The sequence below is a fragment of the Streptomyces sp. NPDC028308 genome, assembly GCF_055565855.1.
In genome coordinates, this window is record NZ_JBVHTO010000013.1 from 360,037 (window position 1) to 383,074 (window position 23,038).

General features: G+C 72.2%; 18 protein-coding genes. 5 read left to right on the forward strand and 13 right to left on the reverse strand.

Going from position 1 to position 23,038, the window contains the following annotated elements; genetic code table 11:
• Positions 1-173: 173 nt before the first annotated feature.
• Positions 174-839 (forward strand): peptide-methionine (S)-S-oxide reductase MsrA, encoded by a 666-nt coding sequence (gene msrA, locus ACZ4VA_RS30465; RefSeq protein ID WP_468083220.1) that lies wholly within the window; start codon positions 174-176, stop codon positions 837-839.
• 281 nt (positions 840-1,120) lie between these two features.
• Here the strand turns inward: msrA and ACZ4VA_RS30470 are convergent, their stop codons facing one another.
• Together ACZ4VA_RS30470 and ACZ4VA_RS30475 are read right to left on the reverse strand one after the other, a co-directional pair.
• A complete protein-coding gene (locus ACZ4VA_RS30470; protein WP_468083222.1) occupies positions 1,121-1,792 on the reverse strand; it encodes a hypothetical protein in 672 nt (223 codons plus the stop codon).
• Positions 1,793-2,014: 222 nt separating this feature from the next.
• A complete protein-coding gene (locus tag ACZ4VA_RS30475; protein WP_468083224.1) occupies positions 2,015-3,055 on the reverse strand; it encodes an NAD(P)-dependent alcohol dehydrogenase in 1,041 nt (346 codons plus the stop codon).
• Positions 3,056-3,227: 172 nt separating this feature from the next.
• Here ACZ4VA_RS30475 and ACZ4VA_RS30480 point away from each other — a divergent pair, with 172 nt between their 5' ends.
• A complete protein-coding gene (locus ACZ4VA_RS30480) occupies positions 3,228-4,142 on the forward strand; it encodes a helix-turn-helix domain-containing protein (RefSeq protein WP_389390567.1) in 915 nt (304 codons plus the stop codon).
• Between the two features lie 252 nt (positions 4,143-4,394).
• Here the strand turns inward: ACZ4VA_RS30480 and ACZ4VA_RS30485 are convergent, their stop codons facing one another.
• The 6 genes from ACZ4VA_RS30485 to ACZ4VA_RS30510 all read right to left on the reverse strand — a co-directional run bounded on the left by ACZ4VA_RS30485 (position 4,395) and on the right by ACZ4VA_RS30510 (position 13,079).
• Positions 4,395-5,165, reverse strand: a complete 771-nt coding sequence (locus tag ACZ4VA_RS30485) for a group II truncated hemoglobin (RefSeq protein WP_388904281.1) — start codon at positions 5,163-5,165, stop codon at positions 4,395-4,397.
• A gap of 164 nt (positions 5,166-5,329) precedes the next feature.
• A complete protein-coding gene (locus tag ACZ4VA_RS30490) occupies positions 5,330-8,647 on the reverse strand; it encodes a S8 family peptidase (RefSeq protein ID WP_468083226.1) in 3,318 nt (1,105 codons plus the stop codon).
• Between the two features lie 224 nt (positions 8,648-8,871).
• On the reverse strand, positions 8,872-9,555 hold the full coding sequence (locus ACZ4VA_RS30495; RefSeq protein ID WP_355779524.1) for an ABC transporter ATP-binding protein: 684 nt from the start codon (positions 9,553-9,555) through the stop codon (positions 8,872-8,874).
• 50 nt (positions 9,556-9,605) lie between these two features.
• On the reverse strand, positions 9,606-11,048 hold the full coding sequence (locus ACZ4VA_RS30500) for an ABC transporter permease (RefSeq protein WP_389390569.1): 1,443 nt from the start codon (positions 11,046-11,048) through the stop codon (positions 9,606-9,608).
• Positions 11,049-11,236: 188 nt separating this feature from the next.
• Positions 11,237-12,490, reverse strand: coding sequence for a L,D-transpeptidase (locus ACZ4VA_RS30505; protein WP_356171012.1), 1,254 nt, complete (start codon positions 12,488-12,490; stop codon positions 11,237-11,239).
• A 244-nt stretch (positions 12,491-12,734) separates the two neighbouring features.
• Positions 12,735-13,079 (reverse strand): hypothetical protein, encoded by a 345-nt coding sequence (locus ACZ4VA_RS30510; protein ID WP_355779531.1) that lies wholly within the window; start codon positions 13,077-13,079, stop codon positions 12,735-12,737.
• Positions 13,080-13,210: 131 nt separating this feature from the next.
• On the opposite strand from ACZ4VA_RS30510, the gene ACZ4VA_RS30515 reads away from it, so the two are divergent.
• Together ACZ4VA_RS30515 and ACZ4VA_RS30520 are read left to right on the forward strand one after the other, a co-directional pair.
• On the forward strand, positions 13,211-13,561 hold the full coding sequence (locus tag ACZ4VA_RS30515) for a hypothetical protein (RefSeq protein WP_389390582.1): 351 nt from the start codon (positions 13,211-13,213) through the stop codon (positions 13,559-13,561).
• A gap of 61 nt (positions 13,562-13,622) precedes the next feature.
• Complete coding sequence (locus tag ACZ4VA_RS30520) at positions 13,623-14,369, forward strand: DUF2625 family protein (protein ID WP_356171006.1); 747 nt, start codon at positions 13,623-13,625, stop codon at positions 14,367-14,369.
• A gap of 162 nt (positions 14,370-14,531) precedes the next feature.
• On the opposite strand, the gene ACZ4VA_RS30525 is transcribed toward ACZ4VA_RS30520, so the two are convergent.
• The 4 genes from ACZ4VA_RS30525 to ACZ4VA_RS30540 form a co-directional block, all read right to left on the reverse strand.
• Positions 14,532-16,262 (reverse strand): DEAD/DEAH box helicase, encoded by a 1,731-nt coding sequence (locus tag ACZ4VA_RS30525; protein WP_356171003.1) that lies wholly within the window; start codon positions 16,260-16,262, stop codon positions 14,532-14,534.
• 295 nt (positions 16,263-16,557) lie between these two features.
• Positions 16,558-18,096, reverse strand: a complete 1,539-nt coding sequence (gene hutH / locus ACZ4VA_RS30530; protein ID WP_356171145.1) for a histidine ammonia-lyase — start codon at positions 18,094-18,096, stop codon at positions 16,558-16,560.
• Between the two features lie 120 nt (positions 18,097-18,216).
• Positions 18,217-19,368, reverse strand: a complete 1,152-nt coding sequence (locus tag ACZ4VA_RS30535) for a GGDEF domain-containing protein (protein WP_356238170.1) — start codon at positions 19,366-19,368, stop codon at positions 18,217-18,219.
• Between the two features lie 711 nt (positions 19,369-20,079).
• Positions 20,080-20,886: an enoyl-CoA hydratase/isomerase family protein gene (locus ACZ4VA_RS30540; RefSeq protein ID WP_468083231.1), complete on the reverse strand. Its 807-nt coding sequence runs from the start codon at positions 20,884-20,886 to the stop codon at positions 20,080-20,082.
• Positions 20,887-21,087: 201 nt separating this feature from the next.
• Here ACZ4VA_RS30540 and ACZ4VA_RS30545 point away from each other — a divergent pair, with 201 nt between their 5' ends.
• Entirely contained in the window at positions 21,088-21,756 is a 669-nt protein-coding gene (locus tag ACZ4VA_RS30545; RefSeq protein WP_468083233.1) for a hypothetical protein, read from the forward strand.
• Here the strand turns inward: ACZ4VA_RS30545 and ACZ4VA_RS30550 are convergent.
• Positions 21,731-22,969 (reverse strand): adenylate/guanylate cyclase domain-containing protein, encoded by a 1,239-nt coding sequence (locus ACZ4VA_RS30550; RefSeq protein WP_356170991.1) that lies wholly within the window; start codon positions 22,967-22,969, stop codon positions 21,731-21,733. The genes ACZ4VA_RS30545 and ACZ4VA_RS30550 overlap by 26 nt on opposite strands.
• Positions 22,970-23,038 lie beyond the last annotated feature (69 nt).

Sequence of the window (23,038 nt, forward strand, 5' to 3'; positions counted from 1 at the left end):
GCGGTTCCCGGGGGTACGCCGACCCGCCCCAACTCTCCTGGACACGGCGGACGTTGCATTCCAGCCTCTCATCACGCAGTGCCCCCGCCCCGACTCGCCCAGATCACGGAATGCCCCGCACCCCGGCGCGGTTGACGTGCGTGGACCCACCCCTGCGACCCCGTGGAGACCGCGTGTTCCTGTACAGCCGTACGCCCAGGCTGCCGACCCGCGAGCAGGCGCTGACGGGTCGCCCGGAGCCGATGTTCGACCTCCCCGCCCGGCACACCGTGCTCGGGACGCCCCTCGCCGGCCCCTACCCGGAGGGCATGGAGGTCGCCGACTTCGCCCTGGGCTGCTTCTGGGGCGCCGAGCGCGCGTTCTGGAGACTCCCCGGGGTGTACACGACCCTGGTCGGCTACCAGGGCGGCTACACCGAGCACCCCGCGTACGAGGAGGTCTGCTCGGGCCTCACCGGTCACACGGAGGCGGTCCGGGTGGTCCACGACCCCGCGCTGATCACGTACGAGCAGCTCCTGCGGGTCTTCTGGGAGTCGCACGACCCGACCCAGGGCTTCCGCCAGGGCAACGACGTGGGCACCCAGTACCGCTCCGCCCTGCACACCCACACCCCGGCCCAGGCGGCGGCCGCGGCGGCGTCACGCGATGCCTACCAGAGGGTGCTGACCGGGGCGGGCCACGGCACGATCACCACGGAACTCCTCCCGGCGGAGGGACGCCCCTTCTACCCGGCGGAACCGCACCACCAGCAGTACCTGGACAAGAACCCCGCGGGGTACTGCGGGATCGGCGGGACGGGGGTCTCCTGCCCGGTCGGCGTGGCCGGGGCGGGCGGGTGAGCGATCCGTCAGGGTGAACCCCGGCGTTCGGCGATCGTACGCACGGCCCGTGCGCACGCCGCCCACCGCGCCCCGTCCTGGGTGCGTACGACCTTCACGGGCGGCTCCGCGCACGTCGTGCCGTGCCAGGTGCACCGCTCTTCCCGGTAGGACACGCTGTCCGGGTCAAGTCCTTCGGGAAAGTCGGGCCACACGTCCACCGTCGTCATAGACCAACGCTGGTAAGACGACACCGCACAGCGCGGCACCTCGGACGGACCTGGCTGTGCGAGGACGTGCCGTCAAGGGCGCCCGCCGGGCTGGACGGCCACGACGAGGCACCGGAACTCCCCACCGGCTGAGCCCAGTTCGGAGTACGGCTGCCAGCCGAGGGGGTAGGCACCCCGCAGCGTGCACGTGTTCGGCTCGTAGGCACCCTCCGCCCACAAGAGCGTGCCGCCGAGCTCGCGCCCCTGATGGATCCTGAACGCCTGGTCCCTCGTCCGCGCACGGCCGACGCCGGGCTCCGTCCACAGAGCCGGGTGGTTGGTCAGCATGATCGCGAGACCGTTCTGGTCGGAACGGTCACAGAAGCGCTCGAGGCGGGCCATGTCCCGTACGAAGTGCAGGCGGGCCAGGTCGGTGGCGGCGTGCGCCCTCAGCTCGTAGTCCTCCGCCGGAGTGCCCGCCGTGCCCGACCACCTCCGGGTGAAGTACTTGAACTCGATCGCGGTACGGGCCGACGGTCCGATGCACAGGAGATCCAGGTACTCGGTCCGCCCCTCCCCGCGCCGCGGCACCTCCAGCCTGGAGTGCACATCAGGCGACAGCTCCCACAGGACGCGGGCGAAGCTGTGCTGGAGATCGGCCTCGGAGTGGAAGACCGGCCGCCGCTCACTCAGTCGCGTGAGGACGTCCCCGAGCGGGACCTGTCCGGCGATCATCCCGTCGCTGTCCCTGGCTGTCGTGGTCACCGAGCCATTGAAGGGGCCCCTCGGCTGCTTCCACAAGGCTCGGAGCCACCGCACTGTCGCTCGAACGGCCGGACGTGTCCTCCCGTCCCTTCGGGGGTGCACTGAGCTCCGCGACCCGGGGTTCGGACGTACTCCTCGGCACCGGGAAACGCCGGAAGGCGAGGCGCCCCCCGGACGCGTGGTCCAGGGGGCGCCCTTGGGGTGGGGGCACCCTTGGGGGGATCAGATGGTCGCCGTGTCGATCACGAAGCGGTAGCGGACGTCGCTGGCGAGGACACGCTCGTAGGCCTCGTTGATCTCGGACGCGCTGATCAGCTCGATCTCGGCGCCGAAGCCGTGCTCCGCGCAGAAGTCGAGCATCTCCTGGGTCTCCTGGATGCCGCCGATGCCCGACCCGGCGAGGGTCTTGCGGCCGCCGATCACGGAGAACAGGTTGAGCGCGACGGGCTCCTCGGGCGCGCCCACGTTCACGAAGGCGCCGTCCGTCTTGAGCAGGGACAGGTAGGCGTCCAGGTCGAGCGGGGCCGAGACGGTGGAGAGGATCAGGTCGAACGTGCCGCGCAGCTCCTCGAAGGTCTTCGGGTCGCTGGTGGCGTAGTAGTGCGAGGCGCCCAGCTTCAGCCCGTCGTCCTTCTTGCGGAGCGACTGGGACAGGACCGTCACCTCGGCGCCGAGCGCGTGCGCGATCTTGACGCCCATGTGGCCGAGGCCGCCCATGCCGAGGACGGCGACCTTCTTGCCGGGGCCGGCGTTCCAGTGCTTCAGCGGGGAGTACGTGGTGATGCCGGCGCAGAGAAGGGGCGCCGCCTCGTCCAGGGCCAGGCCCTCGGGGATGCGGACGGTGTAGTTCTCGTCGACGACGATGTGGGTGGAGTAGCCGCCGTAGGTGGGCTCGCCGTTCTTGTCGACGGCGTTGTACGTGCCGGTCATGCCCTTCGAGCAGTACTGCTCCAGACCGGCCTTGCAGTTGTCGCACTCGCGGCAGGAGTCGACCATGCAGCCGACCCCCACGCGGTCACCGACGGCGAACTTGGCGACACCGGAGCCGACCTCGGTGACGATGCCCGCGATCTCGTGACCCGGCACCATCGGGAAGATGGCCTCACCCCAGCCCTCACGGGCCTGGTGGATGTCCGAGTGGCAGATGCCCGCGAACTTGATCTCGATCAGGATGTCGAACTCGCCGACCTCACGTCGCTCGATGGTCGTGCGCTCCAGCGGAGCCTTGGCGGCGGGGGCGGCGTACGCAGCAACAGTGGTCATGCCGTGGGTTCTCCTCAGGAGGTCTGTCGCACCCGGCCGCCTGCTGACCGGGCACGTCGACCAGACTGCCCCGTCGCGCCATATTCACCCAGGTCACGGCTCTGCCTACGTCCAGCGGTCCTACTACTGACGGGGTCAGGTTCATGGGCGTAGGACCGTGAATACTGGACGCATGGACCAACAGCCCTCCCATGAGCCCGCCGGGGACGCGGGGCAGTCGCTGGACCGGCGTGCCGAGCTCAGCGAGTTCCTGCGCACCCGTCGCGCCCGGCTCAAGCCGGAGGACGTGGGGCTGCCGGACTTCGGCCGGCACCGCAGGGTGCCCGGACTGCGCCGCGAGGAGCTGGCCCAGCTCGCCGGGGTCTCCGTGGCGTACTACACGCGCCTGGAGCAGGGGAACGGGCGCAACGTCTCCGCGGAGGTCCTGGACGCCATCGCCCGCGCCCTGCGCCTGTCCGACGCCGAGCACGCCCATTTGACGCACCTCGCCAAGCCCAAGCAGCACAAGAAGAAGCAGCCGGCCCGGCCGCAGCAGGTGCGCGGGGCGCTGCGCCAGCTCCTGGACACGCTGGACGGCACGCCCGCGTACATCACCGGCCGGCGCGCCGACGTACTCGTCTGGAACCGGATGGCCGCGGCCGTCTTCGGCGACTGGGCGGAGCTGCCGCCGCAGGAGCGGAACTGGGCGCGGCTGGTGTTCCTGAGGCCGGAGTACCGCGAGCTTTTCGTGGACTGGGAGCAGAAGGCGAGCGACATCGTCAGTTTCCTGCGCATGGACGCGGGCTGCCATCCCGACGATCCCCGGCTGTCCGCCCTGGTGGGCGAACTGTCCGTGAAGAGCGAGGAGTTCAGGCGGCTCTGGGCCACGCACGACGTCAAGGAGAAGAGTCACGGGGTGAAGCGGCTGCACCATCCGCTGGTGGGCCCGCTGACCCTGTCCTTCGAGACGTTCCGGCTTCCGGACGACGGCGAGCAGGCGATGGTCACGTACCACGCCGAGCCGGGGTCCGCCTCGGCGGAGGCGCTGCGGCTGCTGGCGTCGTGGGGAACGGACGCGACGCGAGCCGGGGCGGCGACCCCGCAGTAGGGCGCCCGGCAGACCATCCGGTCCGGGTTCCGGCCGGGTCCTGGTCCGGCACGGTCGCCCGGTGCGGGTTGCCCCCCGGGCCGCCCGCCCGGCGCGGGTCCGGCCCCGGACAGCCCGCCCCCGGACGGACGTCGACCCGACGGCAGGGCTCGCGGCACGACAAGTGGGCGGCGGCCCCTCCCCCGGCGGGCCCCGGACATCCGCCCCGGCACCACGCCCTCCATCCTCCAAGGGTCGCCCCCATCCCCCGTCCTACCCCCGATACGGCGGTGCGGCCCCCCACGTCCACTTGGGGACCGGCTGTTCCGCCGGTGGGGCCGCGTCCGGGGCGGAGAAGTGGACGGCGAGGCGGGTGCCCCACTCGGCGTAGGCGACGAAGGCGGAGCGGAACTCGGGGTCCGTGGGGAGGCCGGCGTCGTCGGCCGCGTCCTGGAGGAGGTTCACCCAGCGTCGGCGCTGGGGCTCGGTGATCCCCTTGCCGAGGTGCTTGGCGACCATGTGGCCGTGTCCGCCCTGCGTCTCGGAGTACGCCGTGGGCCCGCCGAAGACCTCGCCGAGCCAGAGCGCGACGTGGGCGGCGTGCTCGGGCGCGAGGCCCGCGAAGACGGGGGCGAGGACGTCGTCCTTGAGCACCTTCTCGTAGAAGGTCTCGGTGAGCCTGGCGAAGGCCTCGGCGCCGCCCGCCCAGGAGTAGAGGGTCGGCACGGCCGCGCCGGTGCCGCGTACGGTCGTCGGCTTGTAGTGGCGCATCTCCTCGATGTCACCGACGTAGGGGCGGATCTCGGCGAGGAAGTCCGTGAACAGCTCCGACTCCCGGAAACCCTCCAGGTGGTCCTCGGTCGAGGTCCAGGTGATCCGCAGCACGAAGTGCTCGAAGTCCTCCTCGCAGCGCGCCAGTTCGTAGTCGATGCACTGCGGGGCCGCCGCGAGCTGGGCGGCGGCCCGGGTGTAGGCGGCCATGAACTCGGCCGACTGGTGCTCGGGGATCCGGTACCGGATGTACTCCACGGTCGATACGGTCATGCCCCCACACAAACACGGACGGCCCGCGGAAGCTCGGCTTCCTGCGGGCCGTCGCGCGTATCAGCGCTGGGCGAAAAACGTCCGGCACTCGGTCCGGCACTCAGCGGACCCCGGGGACCGGGCCCGTTCGGCGGGTCAGCGGGACCTCGCCGGACGGCTCCGGGTCACTTCCCGTAGTACGCGTTGTAGATCGAGATCGTCGACTTGTTGCCCTTCTTGTCGGTGATCTTGGCGTGGAAGGAGATGCCCTTGCCCTTCGCCGGGTTGGTCACCTCGACCTTGCCGTTCTTCACCGTCAGCTGGGTCCACGTCTGGCCGTAGTCGTACGAGGCGTACACGTACAGCGACCTGAGGTTGCCGCCCGCGGCCGCGCCCTGCACGGTGACCGGCACCGAGACCTTCTTGTCGGCCTCGACGCGGCTGTCCAGGCCGGTGGCGGCGTTGAAGCGGACCGTGGAGGCGGGCAGCTTCGCGCTGTCGACCTTCTTGGACCGGAACGTCCAGCTGGCGTCGATCCGGGTGGAGGCCGCGGCGACCTTCACACTGCGCTTGACCGACGTGGTCAGCTTGTACTCGGCCTCGCCCGCCGGGACCTTGAACTGCCCGTCACCGAAGAGCGCGTCCTCGTTCGAACCCACCTTGGTGCCGTTGCGGTACAGCGTCGTGGCGACCGAGGTGAACGCGGACGAGCCGGCGTGGGTCTTGCCGTCGGCGAACAGCGGCAGGTAGCCGTAGATCTTGTCGTCCTCGCGGAACAGGCCGTAGGACCCGCCGATACGCGGACCGAAGACGGCCGTGTTGAAGGTCTTCTCGTAGCTCTTGCCGCCGGTGAAGCTCTGCGCGTTGCCGAGCGTGTAGAACGCGTCGCTGATCGGCCAGCCGTCCTCGTCGACCCCGGCGATCTGCTCGAAGTCGATGCTCCACTTCACCCCGCCGGTGGTGGACAGGTGCAGCGTCCGGGTGCCGGGCAGGGTCTGCTGGATGCCGATGGCGGAGCCGCTGGAGCTGCCGGGCAGCCAGCCGAACGCCGTGACGGCGCCCTTCTTGCCGCTGGAGGACGCGCCGAGACCGAACTTCACCGAGGCCAGTTCGCTCGCCTTGTAGTGCCTGGTGTAACCGGTGGCCACCTGCTTGACCTTGGCGGCCGTGGTGGTGTCGTACTCCTCGTCGTCACCCTTGGTCCAGTGCGCGTCCCACTGCTGCGTCAGCGAACCGTCGGTGATCTGCGGACCCAGGTGCGCGGTACGGAAGTTCGCGTACGAGTCCAGCCACCAGCCGTAGGAGTAGCTGGTGTCGGCCGTCTCCAGCGTGAAGTCCGGTGACGCGAACTGCGACTTCGCCGCCGCGTCCGGCACCGTGATGTCCACCGGCTCGGTGGTCCGCGCGTCCAGCGTGATCGCCGTGTCCTTGGCGATGTTCAGCTTGGGCTGGGCGATCCAGTCGGCGCCCTTGGTGAAGTCCTCCGGGTCCACGTACACACCGGAGTTGAGGATGTAGCCGCCCTTGGGGACGCGCACCTTGACCGTGCCCGAGGCGTCGTAGGGAGAGAACCACTTCTCCTTGCCGAGGCCCGAGACGCCGGTCAGGTCCGTGCCGTAGTTCACGGCCGGCTTGCCGTCGCGGTCGATGTGCTTGAGCGTGACCGTGTACGACTCCACCTCGCGCTGCACCGCGGCCGCCGTGCGGACGCTCTGCCCGCCGCCGCTCGCCGTGACGTACGCGGAGTAGGCGCCGTCCGCGGTGCCGCCCAGCTTGGTGTTGGCGGTGAGTCCGACGGACGCCTTGCCGCCGGCCGGGACGGTGACCGTCTTCGCGCCGAGGGTGAAGAAGCCCGCGGGAGCCGCCTGGCCCTTGGGGTTGGTGCCGGCCACCGTGAGGTTCAGCGTGACGGCGGCCGTACCGAGGTTGCGGTAGGTGATCTCCTTGGTGACCGGGGTGTCGTCGGTGTGCGGCCACTGCTGCACGCCGAAGGTCGCCGACACCGGGTCCGCGATCACGGACTGCTTGATGGCCTTGTCGACCTGGATGCGGCCCGAACCCTGCTGGAACGGCGTGTACTTGCCGCCCTTGGTGGAGCCGGTCAGCGCGCCCTTGAGCTCGGTGTACGTCCAGCCGGGGTGCTGCTGCTTCAGGATGGCGGCGGCGCCCGCGACGTGCGGGGTCGCCATCGACGTACCGGAGATGGTCAGGTAGCCGGCCGGGTTCTGGCCGACCTCCTTGTCGATGACGCTGCCGGGGGCCGCGGCGGCCGTGATGTTCACGCCGGGCGCGGTCACGTCGGGCTTGATGGCGCCGTCGAGGCCGGGGCCGCGGCTGGAGAAGGAGGCCAGCTTGTCGCTGTCGTCGACGGCGCCGACGGTGAGCGCGGCGGCCGCGCTGCCCGGGGAGCCGACGGTCTGCTCGCCGAAGTCGCCGTCGTTGCCGGCGGCGATGGCGAACAGGATGCCCTTCTCGGCGGAGAGCTTGTTGACCTCGGCTTCGAGCGGGTCGATCTCGGGGGTGTCACCGCCGCCGAGGCTGAGGTTGACGACGTCGGCGCCCTGCGCGGCCGCCCACTCCATGCCGGCGAGGATCTCGGAGTCCTCGCCGTAGCCGGTGTCGTTGAGCACCTTGCCGTTGAGGATCTTCGCGCCGGGCGCGACACCCTTGAACTTGCCGTTCGACTTCGCGCCCGTGCCCGCGGCGATGGACGCGACGTGCGTGCCGTGGCCGTAGTGGTCGGTGGCGTCGGCCGCGGTGGAGAAGTTCTTCGACTCCAGCACCTGGTCCTTGAGGTCCGGGTGGGTCGCGTCGACACCGGTGTCCAGGACGGCGATCTTGACGCCCTTGCCGTCGTAGCCCGCCGCCCACGCCTTGGGGGCGCCGATCTGCGGCACGGACTTGTCGAGGCTGGCCTTGCGGACGCCGTCCAGCCAGACGTGGGCGATGCCGGAGGCGGCGGTGCCCTCGTCGGTGACCGCGGTCCACAGCCGGTCCGCGTCCTGCTTCGGCGTCAGCACCGCGTCCGCGTTCAGGGACTTCAGGGTCCGGCGGACCTTGGTGGCACCGGCGTCCCGGACGTCCGCCTTCGCCGCGGTGGCGGCGCCCCGGTAGCCGACGATCAGCTTCAGGCCCTGCTTCTGGGCCTTGCGGCTCGCGGACTTGTTCAGCTCGGTGACGTCGAAGAGCCGCTGGTCCAGCTTGCCGGTGGCTATCAGGCGCTGCGCGTCGGCCGGAACGACGAGCGTGTGCCCGTCGGTCTTCCGCACCTGCACGGGTATGTGCTCGCGGCCCTTGGCGGGCTCGAACCCGACGACGCGGCCCTTGGCGCCGACGACGACGCGGTCGCCGGTGACGAGCGTGATGCGGTGCTTGGCCGTGAGGGCGGTCCCCGTCGCGCTGTTCGTCGCCTCGGCCCTGGCCGCCGACGCCGGGCTGGTCATTCCCGCCGCCAGTGCCACCGCGGCCGCCGTGGCGATCGTGGCCGCGCATGCTCTCTTCACTTGTTGACGCAAGTCTCCCCCTGGAGTGAGTTCCGGATGAATTTCCCCATTCACCCGGCCGGGGGTAGTCCCGTACGTGTGCACGAACACCCCCCGGTAACGGCAGTATGCCCGGGGGGTGATCAGCCGCTCAATAGCGTGACGAGGGTGAAGGGTTGACACCTAACTTCCGTTTACCACCCAAATGGGGCAGGAACGTGCCGTCTTCGTCGCCGGAGGTGCGCTCAGCCCCCCGCGTTCTCCTTGACGCTGATCCTGCCCTTGCGGATCGTCGCGACCCTCGGGGCCTTCCGCGCGATCGCGGAGTCGTGCGTGACCATGATGAAAGTCAGCCCGTGCTCCTTCCACATGGTCTCCAGTACGTCCATGATCTCGTCGCGCATGGACTCGTCGAGGTTGCCGGTGGGCTCGTCGGCGAGCAGCACCTTCGGCCGCTTCACCAGCGCGCGGGCGATGGCGACGCGCTGCTGCTGGCCGCCGGACAGCTCGGCGGGCAGATGCCCGAGCCGCTCGGCCAGCCCCACCGACTCCAGTGCCTCCGCGGCCCGTTGCCGCCGCTGACTCGCCTTGAGCCTCATCGGCACGAGGGCGGTCTCGACGTTCTCCTGGGCGGTGAGCGTCGGGATGAGGTTGAAACTCTGGAAGACGAAGCCGATGTTCTCGCTGCGCACCTTGGTCAGCCTGGCCTCGGACAGCTTCGCGAGGTCCGTGCCGTCGAGGTCGACGCTGCCCGCGGTCGGCCGGTCGAGTCCGCCGAGCATCTGCAGCAGGGTGGACTTGCCGCCACCGGTGGGGCCCTGGATGACGAGGCGGTCGCCGTCCGCGATGGTGAGGTCGACACCGGCGAGCGCGTCCACACTCTCCTTGCCCCGCTGATAGCGCTTGGTGACGCCGCTGAGTTCGTACATGGTCCAACTCCTGTGATGGGTACGGCTGGTGGTCGGCGGACGCGGCGGGGCTACTCGACCCGGCGCAGGGCGTCGGCGGGGCGCAGCCGGGAGGCCCGCCAGCCGCCGAAGGCGCCCGCGACGAGGCCGCCGGTGACGGCGAGCGCGACGGCCAGCGCGATGGTGCCGACGCTGACCGGTGCGGTGAGCGCGACGTCGAGGGCCTTGGACGCGGACTGCCGGGCCGGGCCCACCATGCCGCCGGGGCCGCCCGGACCGCCGGCGCCGCCGCCCGAACCGCCCAGCTGGGCCTGGAGCGTCGGACTGACGGCGGTGACGGCGTAGGCACCCGCGAGCCCGAGGGCGATACCGAGCACGCCGCCGACCAGGCCGTTCACGACCGCCTCGCCGACGACCTGGCGGGTCACCCGGCCGGACTTCCAGCCGAGCGCCTTGAGGGTGCCGAACTCCCGGACGCGACGGGACACGGCCGAGGAGGTGAGCAGGCCGGCCACCAGGAAGGCCGCCACGAGCACCACGACGGACAGCCACTTGCCGACGCTGGACGCGAGGTCGGACGCGGTCGACAGGGAGCCGGAGACGGTGTCGGCGAGGTCGGCGGAGGTGGTGACGGTGGTACCGGAGATGTTCTTCTGGATGGTGCTCTTGACGGCGTCGATGCGCTGCGAGTCGGACGCCTTGACGTAGATCGTGGTGACCTTGCCCGCGGAGTCGCTCAGCTTCTGCGCCTGCCGGAGCGGGAGGTAGAGGTTCGCCGCCGCGTCCCCGCTGTCCGGCGTCGCTATGCCGATGAGCTCGTACTTCACGCCCTTGACGGTGACCGTGTCGCCGAGCGCGAGCTTCTTCTCCTTGGCGTACGAGGCGTCGGCGACGACGACCTTCGCGTCGGTCTCCGAGGTCCTGAAGGTGCGTCCGCTGGTGATCTTCGACGAGGTCAGCGGGCCGAGGGCGGGCTCGGTGACGTCGGTGCCGTAGACGGAGTAGCTGTTGACGTCGAACTCGGCGCCGCCGCCCTCCACCCGGCCCTGCGGAGCGGGCTCGGCCCCCCGCGCGACGTCGCCGTTCTGGTCCTGCTTGAACTCACCGCGCTTGAACTGGCCGCTGACCTTGACCACTTGGAGGCTCAGGCCGCCGACGGCGTCCTCGACGCCGTCCTGCGCGGCGACCCTGCCGACGGTCTTCGCGGACAGCGTCTGGAAGCCCTGCACCATGACGCGGTCGCTGCTCTGCTTCTCGTCGGAGTCGTCGGAGCGGGCGTCGAACTTGAAGCGCGGGCGGCCGCTGTCGCCCTGGGCCGCCGCGGCCTTGGTGACCGTCATGTCGGTGCCCAGTCCGTAGAGCGACTGGAGGACCTTGCCCTGCGCCTTCTCCATCCCCGAGGAGACCGAGCTGACCACGATGACGAGGGCGATGCCGAGGGCGAGTCCGGAGGCGACGACGAGGGCCGCTTTTCTGCGGCGGCGCAGTTCGCGCCTCAGGTAGGTGAAGAACATGGCCGCAAGCTAGGTACGGCGCGTGATGAGGGGATAAGGCCGCCATAAGAGAACGATGAGAAGGCCGTGCGGCACGCTGACGGCGCCCTGCGCGCAGCCTCGGAACCCCGTGACCGCCGCGTGGCCGGGAACGCGAGAGCGGCGGCTCCCTGTCCGGGAGACCGCCGCTCGGGACCGCTGAGGGGGCGTCAGGCCGCCGCGCCCGCCTTCCAGGTGGCCCAGTCCATGTTCCAGTCGCTCAGACCGTTGTCCGGGGAGATCGTCTTGTCGCCGGTGTTCTTGACCACGACGACGTCACCGATCAGCGAGTTGTCGTAGAACCAGGCCGCGGGCGTGTTCGGGTCGTTGGCGCCCTTGGTGTCCGACAGGCCCACACAGCCGTGACTGGTGTTCACCGAGCCGAAGATGGACTTGGCTCCCCAGTAGTTGCCGTGGATGAAGGTGCCGGAGGCGGACAGGCGCATGGCGTGCGGCACGTCCTTGATGTCGTACTCGCCCTTGCCGTCCTCCTTGGTGAAGCCGACGGTCGAGCCGTCCATCCGGGTCTCCTTGAACTTCTCGGAGATCACCATCTGGCCTTCGTACGTCTTGTTCTCCGGAGCGCCCGCGGAGATCGGGATGGTCTTGACGGTCTTGCCGTCCCGCGTGATCTTCATCGTCTTGGTCTGGGCGTCGACGACGGAGACCTGGTTGCGGCCGATCTTGAAGGTGACCGTCTTCTGCTGCACGCCGTACACGCCGTTCGCGCCCTCGACACCGTCGAGGTTCAGCTTCAGGGTGACGGTCGAGCCGCTCTGCCAGTACTCCTCCGGGCGGAAGTCCAGGCGGTTCGGGCTGAACCAGTGCCCGACGACCTCCTGGCCGCTGCTGGAGGAGACGGTGATCCCCTTCTGCACGGCGGACTTGTTCGTGATCGCCTTGTCGAAGTTGATCGAGACCGGCATGCCGACGCCGACGGTGGCGCCGTCCTCGGGCGTGAAGTTGCCGATGAAGCTGTTCGCCGGGGAGACCGTGGTGAACGAGGCGTTCTCGTGGGCGGCGCGGCCGGCGGAGTCCTTCGCCTCGGCGGTGAGCTTGTAGGTCGTGGCGCGCTCGAGCTGGCCGGTGGGGGCCCAGCTCTTCTTGTCAGCCGATATCTGGCCGGCCACGGCGGTGCCCGCGGCGGTCTTCAGCGTGACCTCCGTGAGCTTGCCCTTGCTCACGGTGACCTTGGTGCCGGTGTTGATGGAGGCGTTGTCGGAGCCGTCCTTGGGCGTGATCTTGATCTGGGCCTCGGACGTCTTCTTGGCGGCTGCCTCGTCGACCTTGGCCTGCGAGGTGCTGTCACCGCCGCCCGACGCGCCGGCCGAATCGTCGCCTCCGCTGCACGCAGAGAGCACCAGCACCCCGCCGAGCAGTGCGGACGCGGCCATCAGACCCTTGCGCCGCTTACTGTCCGTCATCACACGCTTCTCCATCGTTGCCGAAAACCCGAAAACCCCGAGAGTCCCGTTAAGAACCTTCAACGCTACGACCGGTACGTCCCGTTCCACATCCCTCGGATGTGTGGGCCACACCACGCCTGATCGACCGGCCCGACGGGCGGACCGGGACCGACCGTGGTGCTCAGGTGGTCAGTGCGCCTGGTGAGACGAAGAAACCCCGGACGGCGGTTGCCCCCCGGGGTCACCTTTTCCCCAAGTCGCGTCAGCCGAGTCCGTTCTCCTCGTCGTCCTCGGCAGCATCATCCTCGTCCAGGTCCCAATCCGGCGAATCGGGGTCGTAGTCGATCTGCTCGCTGCTCCACGACGCCTGGGCCAGCTCGATCCCGGGCACCTCGCTGACCAGGTCGAACGGGTCGACGAGATACGCGAGGGCCTCGGCAGTGTCTTCCGTCACCGCGCCCTCGGCGTGCGTCCGCTCGTCGGCCGGCATGTCGGTGTCCCCGGCGATCCGCTGCAGGGCGGCCTTGGTGACGGCGTCGGCGTCGCCGACCTCCAGCACCAGTTCGACCCGAAGCCGTACAAACCGTGATGTCTCAGGAGTACTCATGGGAGGGAGCGTACGACCCACACGATGCGCGACTTTCCCACGACCCGCGCCTTTCATTAGCATCGCCCCACACGGCCAATTCGCCAGCGCCACAAGGGGATCGATATTCCGTGTCCGCCGCACGTCGATCGTTGCTGACCGCCACCGCCGCCGGGACCCTGCTGGGGGCCCTGTGGTTCGTTCCGTCCGCCAACGCCACACAGGACGACCCAGCACAGCACTCGGCGTCCATGACCCGCACCTCGGCCGGTTCGGCGAACTCGTCGGCCTGGTCGGACTCCTCGGGCCCCTCCCTCACCTCGACGTCCACGGACGTCACACGGACCTCCGCCGAGACGACGGGCGACGGTGACGGGACCCGGCTCGCCGACACCGGCGGCGTCGACACCACGCCCTACGTCGTCGGGGGCACGCTCTTCCTCGGCCTCGGGGCCGGGTTCGTGGCGTACTCGGTGCGACGGGAGCGCGCGACCGCCTTCTGAGCAACGTACGACGGCCCGTTGAGCACGGCGGCCGCGGCCCGCGAGACCCCCGGGTGGACCCATGCGAGACCTGATCGAGCTGACCGACGTCGAGGCGCCCGCGTGGCCCCTCCTCTCCGCGGACCTGGCCGCGAGCGAGGTGCACGTCGACGTGCTCCCCGTGGACCCGGAGCGGGCGCGCGCGTCCCTCCTCCAGATGCAGATCACCGCGCGCTCCCGGCTGGGGGCGCTCGTCCTCAACTGCGGTGGCCTGGTGCTGGACAGCGGCTGGCTGCGCGTCTACGGCAGTCCCGGCCCCGGAGCGCCGTCGGGGCCGCCCGGACTGCGCGGGGTGCCCTCACTGGCCGCCGTCAACGGCTTCCCCGAGCGCTTCGACCCCGGGTGGCGGCCGCGTGGCGCGCTCGTCGTCGGCCACGACGTCCTGGGCGGCGTCTTCGCCCTCAACGGGGCGGACCCGCAGGTCTCGGGCCGGCCGGGCGAGCCCGGCGAGATGGTGTACTTCGCGCCGGACTCGCTGCGCTGGGAGGCGCTCGGCGCCGGCTACGGCCCGTGGCTCGCCTGGCTGCTGACCGGCGGCATGGAGCAGTTCTACGAGACGCTGCGCTGGCCCGGCTGGCGGGCCGAGTCGGGCGCGCTGACCGGGTCGCAGGGGATCTCGGTCGCGCCGTTCCTGTGGTCGGCCGAGGCCAAGCGGGATCTGGCGGCGACCAGCCGCCGCGCGGTCCCGCTCGCCGAACTCCTCGGCGTCAACAGGCACTTCTGCCAGGAACTCGACTCCGTGGACCCGGGGTTCCTGGGCGACGTGTGACCGGCGCCCGCCGGGAGGCCATCACCGGTAGGTCCGCGCGGACGCGAAAAAGCACGAGGTCCCGGCGCGGGTGCGCCGGGACCTCGTGACTGAAGTGCAGGGCCTCTCGGCCGGACAACACCGACCGTGACCGGCGGTCGCCCGCCGATCCGGACGACAGACCTAGGCGGCGCTGCGTCCGCCGCCGCCCTGGCCGCCGCGCTGCGGGGCGCGGCCCCGGCCGCGCCCGCCGCCCGAACCCGAGCGCGTACCGCCCGTGCCCGCTCCGGAACCGGCGGCGCCACGGCCCCCGGTACCCGAACCGGTACGGCTTCCGGTGCCCGCGCCGGTACGGCCGCCGGCGGAGGTTCCCGTACGGCCTCCGGTGCCGCCGGCCGTGCGGCCCCCGGCGCCGGTGCCGTTCGTACGGCCGCCCGTGCCGGTGCCGCCGGTGCGGCCCGCGGAGCCGGTGCGCCGGCCCGTGCCGGTCCCGGCGGCGGCCCTCGGCCTCGACGCCCTGCCGGGCCGCTGCTTCGGCTGCTCGACGGGCTGGGGGACCTCGATGACGACCGGGACGCCGGAGGGCTCGCGCGCCCCGGTGAGCCGGGCGAGCTCCTCGTCGCCGGAGGTGACGCGGGCCGTGCGCGGGCTGATGCCGGCGTCGGCCATCAGCCGGGTCATCTCCCGCTTCTGCTCGGGCAGTACGAGCGTCACGACGCTGCCGGACTCGCCGGCCCGGGCGGTACGGCCGCCGCGGTGCAGGTAGTCCTTGTGGTCGGTCGGCGGGTCGACGTTGACCACGAGGTCGAGGTCGTCGACGTGGATGCCGCGGGCCGCGACGTTGGTCGCGACGAGCGCGGTGACGTCGCCGTTCTTGAACTGGTCGAGGGTGCGGTTGCGCTGCGGCTGGCTGCGTCCGCCGTGCAGGGCGGAGGCGCGCACGCCGTTGGCCAGCAGGCGCTTGGTGAACCGGTCGGCGCCGCGCTTGGTGTCCACGAACAGGATCACCCGGCCCTCGCGGGCCGCGATCCGCATCGCGACGGCCTTCTTGTCGGTCTCGTCGGCGACGTGCAGCACGTGGTGCTCCATCGTCGTCACCGCGCCGGCCGACGGGTCCACGGAGTGCACCACCGGGTCGGTGAGGAACATCCGGACGAGCCGGTCGATGTTCTTGTCCAGCGTCGCCGAGAACAGCATTCGCTGCCCGTCCGGCTCGACCTGCTTGAGCAGCGCCGTGACCTGCGGCATGAAGCCCATGTCGGCCATCTGGTCGGCCTCGTCGAGGACGGTGATCGCGACGCGCTCCAGCGTGCAGTCCCCGCGCTCGATCAGGTCCTTCAGGCGGCCGGGGGTGGCGACCAGCACCTCGGCGCCCCGGCGCAGCGCACCGGCCTGGCGCCCGATCGACATGCCGCCCACGGCGACGGTCATCCGCAGGTTGACGGCGGTCGCGTACGGGGTGAGGGCGTCGGAGACCTGCTGGGCCAGCTCACGGGTGGGCACCAGGACCAGCGCGAGCGGCGACCTCGGCTCGGACCGGCGGCCGGCGGTGCGGGCGAGCAGGGCGAGTCCGAACGCGAGCGTCTTGCCCGAGCCCGTGCGTCCGCGGCCGAGCACATCGCGTCCCGCCAGGGTGTTCGGCAGGGTGGCGGCCTGGATCGGGAACGGCTCGGTCACACCCTGGGCCGCGAGGGTCTTCGTCAGCGCGGCGGGCATGTCCAGCGCGTCGAAGGACTCGACGGCGGGCAGTGCGGGCGTGACGGTCTCGGGCAGCGAGAATTCCTGCGGCGCCACGGCCTTGCGGACCGGGCCGCCCTTGCCGGCGCCCCTGGTGCCGTTCTTCTGGGGACGCCGGGCGGCGGCGCCGGTGGGCCGTCCCGAAGTGGTGCGGGCGGCGCGTTCGGATCGAGTCATGCTGGCTCTGGATTTCCTTCCTGGGCCCCATAAAGAGCAGGAGTCGGGGCCCGCACCCGAGAGGTGCGGGCCCCGGCTCAAAAGAAGAGCGTCCCCGATTCAGACGGGGGCGTCGTTCTGCAAAACAAAACGCGCCTGCGGAAGATTCCGATCAGGCGCAGAAAGTAAGGGGATAACTGAATAGCGTATCAACGAGACCTTAGCACAGGTGGGACCGCCGCCCGATCGGCAGCGGCCCCACCCGCACCTCCTGCACCGGCCCGCGCGGACGCGCCCGGCCGGTGCAGGAGGGGGCTCAGGCCAGGGGGCCCGTCACCGGCTCCACGGCGGCGACGACCCGGCCGGCCCGGACGAAGGCGTCCGCCGCGGCCAGGTCGGGCGCGAGGAAGCGGTCGGGGCCGGGGCCCTCGACACCGGCCGCGCGCACGGCCTCGATGACCGCCTGCGACGCCGGGGCCGGGGTCAGCCCCTCGCGCAGCTCGATCGCGCGGGTGGCGGCGTACAGCTCGATGGCGATGATCCGGGTGAGGTTGTCCACGGCCGTCCGCAGCTTGCGCGCCGCCGACCAGCCCATCGAGACGTGGTCCTCCTGCATCGCGGAGGACGGGATGGAGTCCGCGGAGGCCGGTACGGCGAGCCGCTTCATCTCGCTGACCAGGGCGGCCTGCGTGTACTGGGCGATCATCAGGCCCGAGTCGACGCCGGCGTCGTCCGCGAGGAACGGCGGCAGCCCGTGCGAGCGGTTCTTGTCGAGCAGGCGGTCGGTGCGGCGCTCGGCGATCGAGCCGAGGTCGGCCGCGGCGATGGCGAGGAAGTCGAGGACGTAGGCGACCGGGGCGCCGTGGAAGTTGCCGTTGGACTCGACGCGTCCGTCGGGCAGCACGACCGGGTTGTCGACGGCGGAGGCCAGCTCGCGCTCGGCGACCGTGCGGGCGTGGGCGAGGGTGTCGCGTCCGGCGCCCGCGACCTGCGGGGCGCAGCGCACGGAGTACGCGTCCTGTACGCGCGGCGCGTCGTCCTGGTGGTGGCCGGTGAGCTGCGAACCCTTCAGCACGGCCAGCATGTTGGCGGCGGAGGCGCCCTGTCCGGGGTGCGGGCGGATGGCGTGCAGCTCGGGCGCGAGGACCTTGTCCGTGCCGAGCAGGGCCTCCAGGGAGAGGGCCGCGGTGACGTCGGCGGACTTGTAGAGCGTGTCCAGGTCGGCGAGGGCCATGACGAGCATGCCGAGCATGCCGTCGGTGCCGTTGAGGAGGGCGAGGCCCTCCTTCTCGCGCAGCTCGACGGGGGCGATGCCGTGCTCGGCGAGCAGTTCGCCGGCGGGCCGGACGACGCCGTCGGGGCCCTCGGCGTCCCCCTCGCCCATCAGGGTCAGCGCGCAGTGCGAGAGCGGGGCGAGGTCGCCGGAGCAGCCGAGCGAGCCGTACTCGTGGACGACGGGGGTGATGCCCGCGTTCAGGATGTCGGCCATGGTCTGCGCGACCTCGGGCCGCACGCCCGTGCGTCCCGAGCAGACGGTCTTCAGCCGCAGGAACATCAGCGCGCGGACCACCTCGCGCTCCACGCGGGGGCCCATCCCGGCCGCGTGCGAGCGGACGATGTTGCGCTGGAGCTGGGCGCGGAGTTCCGGGCTGATGTGCCGGGTCGCGAGGGCGCCGAAGCCCGTCGAGACGCCGTACACGGGGTCCGGTTTGGCGGCCAGCGCCTCCACGATCCCGCGGGCCGCGGCGAGGGCCGCCACCGCCTCGCCGGAGAGCTCGATCCGGGCGCCGCCGCGCGCCACGGCGAGTACGTCGGACGCGGTCACGCCCGACGTCCCCACCACCACAGTGTGCATATCCATATTCAGGAGCGTACGCAGTGAATTCCTCGATGTCACTAGTGGGTGGCCGGTTGACCCCTTACTCCGGGCTACGTCACAGAGGCGCTCCCGGACCCGGGGCAGACCCCGCCCGGATCACGGCGGGGGTTCGTGCCGGCCCCGGAAGCGGCGGCGCTCCGCGGCGGCCGGCGGCGGGGTGTCCGCGAGGCGCACGACAGGGTCGTCGGGGCCCTCGCGCCCGGCGACGACCGGCCTCGTGGCCCGCACGGCCTTCGCGCGGTACTGGGCGGCGTCGGCCAGCCGGAAGAGCCGGCGCGCGGACCGTACGGGCCCGATCGGGTCCTCGGTCGAGGCGACCCCGCAGGCCACGCCGTCGCCGAGTTCCAGCTCGGCCGCCCGCCGGCACAGCTCGTCGGCGATGCGGACGACCTCGTCGGCGGCCGGGCCGACCGCGAGCAGACAGAACTCGTCGCCGCCGAGACGGGCGGCCAGGGCGCCGGGGAGCATCGCCCCGCACAGCGACAGCACGGACCCGAAACGTTCCAGCAGGCGGTCGCCCACGGCGTGCCCCCGGGTGTCGTTGACCCGCTTGAGCCCGTTCAGGTCACAGACGACGAGGCTGACGACGGCGCCGTCACGCCGGTGCAGCTCGACGGCCTCGTCGAGGCGTACGTCGACGGCGCGGCGGTTGGCCAGGCCGGTCAGCGCGTCGGTGAACGCGAGCCGGCGGGCCTCCTCCAGACGCTCGGTCTGGGCGATGCCGGCGGCCACGACGGAGGCCAGGACGGTGGCGAAGTCGGCGTCGCCGCCGTCGAAGACGGGCTCGCCGGTGCGGCGGGCCACGTACAGCTCGCCCCAGGCTCGGCCGTGCAGGACGATCGGCGCGACGACGCAGCAGCCGCGGCCGCGCCGGCGCAGGGCGGCGACCCGCTGGTGGCAGTACTCGGCGCGGCCCTCGGCGGGGCCCTCCGCCGTCTCCACCCAGGCGTTGGGCTCGCCGCCGCACGCCCAGCGCTCGTGCAGGAACTCGGTGATCTCCGGGAACTGGTGCACGGGGTAGGACTCCCCGTCGGGGAACTCCTCCTCGTCGTCCGCCCGCTCGCCCACGTTGACCAGGACGCGCAGCCTGCCGAGTTCGCGCTCCCACACGGAGAGCGCGGCGAAGCTGCCGGACAGCGCGCGGCACGCGCCGAGCGCTGCGGCCCGCCAGGACTCGCGCGGGCTGTGCGCCGCCGCCATCCCCTGCGCCAGCGCCACCACGGCCCTCAGCCGAATGTCCTCACCCATCACCACAGGCTAGGTAAATTTCCGACAATTAGGGCGATCAGTGCGCCGAACAGACGCCCGACTGGCCGTACCGCCCACGCCCGGCAAACGCCCCCGCCACGACGGCGACCACGAAGACACCGGGAGACCGCCGGGGCCCACGGCACACTCAGACCCACCCCAGCACCCACCCGACCGGGCCCGTCACCCCGCCGGGCACGGCGCCGGGAAGCCCCAGGTTCGACGGGCGCCGGGGGCACGCGCCCGGAAGCCCGGACCGTCGGGCGCGACGTCCCGCGTATCACCGAGGCCGCGGCCCGGCACCGACGAAGGCGCCCGGCCAACGACGCCCCCGATACGGGGCCCGGCACCCGGAAGTCCCGGCCTTGACGGGCACTCCGCTCCCCGCGCCACCGAAGGCCGCCCGCACCAGCGGGGGCACTCGGCCGACGGGACCCCTGCCATGGGCCCGGCGCCCGGAAGCCGCGACCCTCGCCTCCCCCAGAGGCTCCCCCCGACCGGGCAGGGACGCCCGGGCGACGGCAACGCCGGAACGGTTGCACGGCGCCCGGAAGCCTCGGCGCGCGCCTCGCCCCGGGGCGGCGAGGGGCACCCTACCCACGGCACCCCTAATACGGGGGCACGACGCCCGGAAGCCCAGGCCCGACGTCCCCGCCACGCGGGCATGGCACCCACACGCCCCGGCGCCCGGCGATCACGTCGTCGTGGGGGTCACTCGCCCGGCCATTGCGGGGCTCGCTTCTCGTTGAAGGCCGCGACTCCCTCCGCGCGGTCGCCCGAGAAGGCGACCGAGCGCCAGGCGGCGTCCTCGACCTCGAGGCCCGCCCGCAGGTCGAGGCCGTGGCCCAGCCGCAGCGCGCGCTTGGCGGCCCGCAGGCCGACCGGCGAGTTCGCGGCGATCCGGGCGGCGAGCGCGAGCGCCTCCGCGCCGTCCTGCCCCTCGTCCACCAGCTCGTCGACCAGGCCCAGCTCCCGCGCCTCCTCGGCCCGCAGCTTCCGCGCGGTGAAGACCAGCTCCGCCGCGCGGGCCGCGCCCACCCGGCGGGGCAGCAGCTGCGTACCGCCGCCACCGGGGATCACCCCGACGGACACCTCGGGCAGCCCGAGGACGGCGGTGCGGTCGGCCACGATCAGGTCGCAGGACAGCGCGAGCTCGAAACCGCCGCCCAGCGCGAACCCGTGCACCGCGGCGACCGTGGGCATCGGCAGCTCCAGCACACCGGTGTACGCGGCCCGCGTCACCGGGCGCTGGCGCAGCAGATCGGCATCGCTGAAGGAGTTGCGCTCCTTGAGGTCGGCGCCGACGCAGAAGGCCCGCTCGTGCGTGGAGGTCAGCACGACCACCCGTACGTCACGGTCGGCGGCGAGGGCGTCGCAGGCACCGGCGACGGAGCGGGCCATGTCCGTGGACACCGCGTTCATCGCCTTGGGCCGGTCGAGCGCGAGCTCCGCGACATGCCCGTGCCGCCGTACGGCGACGAACTCCCCGAACCGCCGCTCGTCCCCTTGCTCCGCCATGACACCCTCCTGGTTAACGCGGGTTAACACCGACGTCCCGATCATCGCAGCCGGGGCCGCCGAGGAAAAGGCGTCCCGCCCCGCCCGGCTCCTCGTTCGGGTGACACCGGCCCCAACTCCCCCCGTAGGCACGCAAGCCGCGCATAACCTGCGCACCGCTACAGCGCACCCGGGGGCGCCGACGCATCTGGGAGGACCGGCATGACGGACACAGCGCAAGCGACAGCATCGCCGGACACGGCGCGGACGGCACCGCCGCCGGGCGCGAAGGAGGCCCAGGACCGCCTCGTGTCGTGGACGCGCCCCGTGCGGGGGCGGCACCGCAGGCCACGGCCGCGCCGCACGCTCGTCGCGGTCGGCGGGCTCGCCCTGGCCGCCGGGGCGCTGAGCCTCGTACGGCTCACGCCCGATCCGCTCGGCGGGGGCGGCGAACGCACCGAGGCGGGGCCCCACGGGTCCGGCGCGGCCAGTGGCCCGGCGGACAACGCCGCCGCCACCGTCGAGCCGGTGCCCACGGCCGGCTCCGCGACGCCTTCGGCGACGGGCGTGATGGGCGGGGCGGGCGCCACCCCGACCTCGGGTGCGACGGTCATCCCGACCTCCCCGACCTCCCCGACCGGCACGCCCATGCAGTCCCGGCCCGCGGACCCGGCGGCCGGCCGGACCGGCATCCCCGAGGCTCCCGCGGACCCGGTGACCTCCGCGCCGCCGGCCCCGTCCAGGCCGCCCACGACGTCCGCCGCGCCGCGGCCCGCCCCGAGTCACAGCACGCGCGCGCCGGACCCGGGCCCGGACGACCCGGGCCTGTGCGTTCCGGTGATCGGGCTGTGCGTCGACCCGCTGGCTAGGGTGCCGCGTCCCGGCGGGTGAGCAGCCAGGGCTCCACGACGCCGAGGCCGCGCACGGGCCGCTGCCACATCGGCTGGAGCGCGAAGCGGTAGGTGGGCGGCTCCTCGCCCTCCTTCTCCGCGGCGGCCGCGGCCTCGGCGGCCTCCGCCTCGGAGGCGGGTGCCTCGCTCGTGCGGACCAGTTCCTCCGCGAAGGCCCCGTCCACCAGGACGGCGTCCCGCGGCGCTATCGAGGTGAGCCGGCTGGCCAGGTTCACCGTCGTACCGAACACGTCGCCCATCCGGGTGGTCACGGTGCCGAAGGCGATGCCGACGCGCAGCTCCGGCATCGTCTCGTCGTTCGCCATCGTCTCGATGAGGCGCAGGGCGATCTCGGCGGCCACTCCGGCGTCGTCCGCCGCGTAGAGCACCTCGTCGCCCAGGGTCTTGATCAGCCGGCCGCCGTGCGCGGCCACCAGGTCGGCCGCGGTGGTCTCGAAGGCCTCGACGAGTTCGCCGAGTTCCTCCTCCTCCATACGGCGGGTCAGCCGCGTGAACCCGACCAGGTCCGCGAAACCGACGGCCAGCCGCCGGTCGACCATCTCCTCGTCGTCCGCGGCCTGGACGACCCGGCCGGTCGCGGCGGCGAGCTGGCGCCGCCAGACGTAGACGATGAACTCCTCCAGCTCGGGCAGGAGCAGCTCGACCAGGGGGTACGTCACCTCGGTGCGGGTCATGCCCGGCTCGGGCGGCTCGGTCAGGCCCTCCAGGAAGGAGTCGATCTGCCACTCGGCGAGCCGCGCCGTCGTCTGCCCGGTCGAGCGGGCCACCTGCACGGCCATCGCCTCGCTGAGCAGTCCGGCCTCGACGAGACCGGCGAGGCGGCGCAGGGCGAGGACGTCCGCCTCGGTGAGTGCCTTGGCCTGGCCGATGTCGGCGAAACCCATGGCCCGCCAGAAACGGGACGCCAGCTCCATGGAGACGCCCGCGCTGCGGGCCGCCTGGAAGGGGGTGTAGCGGCGCTCGGCGCCGAGGATGAGCTGTTCGAGCCGCAGGGCGAGCGGGTCGCCCTCACCCTGGTCGTCCTCGGAGTCCACCCGGTCGTGCGCCTCGGTGCGGCCGGCCGGTGCGTCCGTACGCCCGTGCGCGTCGGTGCGGCCTCGCGGCGCGTCGGCGGCCCGCTCGGCGGTGCGCGCCGGCTCGGCGTCGGGATCGGGGTGTGCACCCGTGCCGGAGCCCGTGTCGTCGACGGTCACGCCTGCTGCCCTTCCGATCTGCCGCGGTCAGGTATCGACCGCGCTCAACTCTACGGCAGGTGTGCGCTG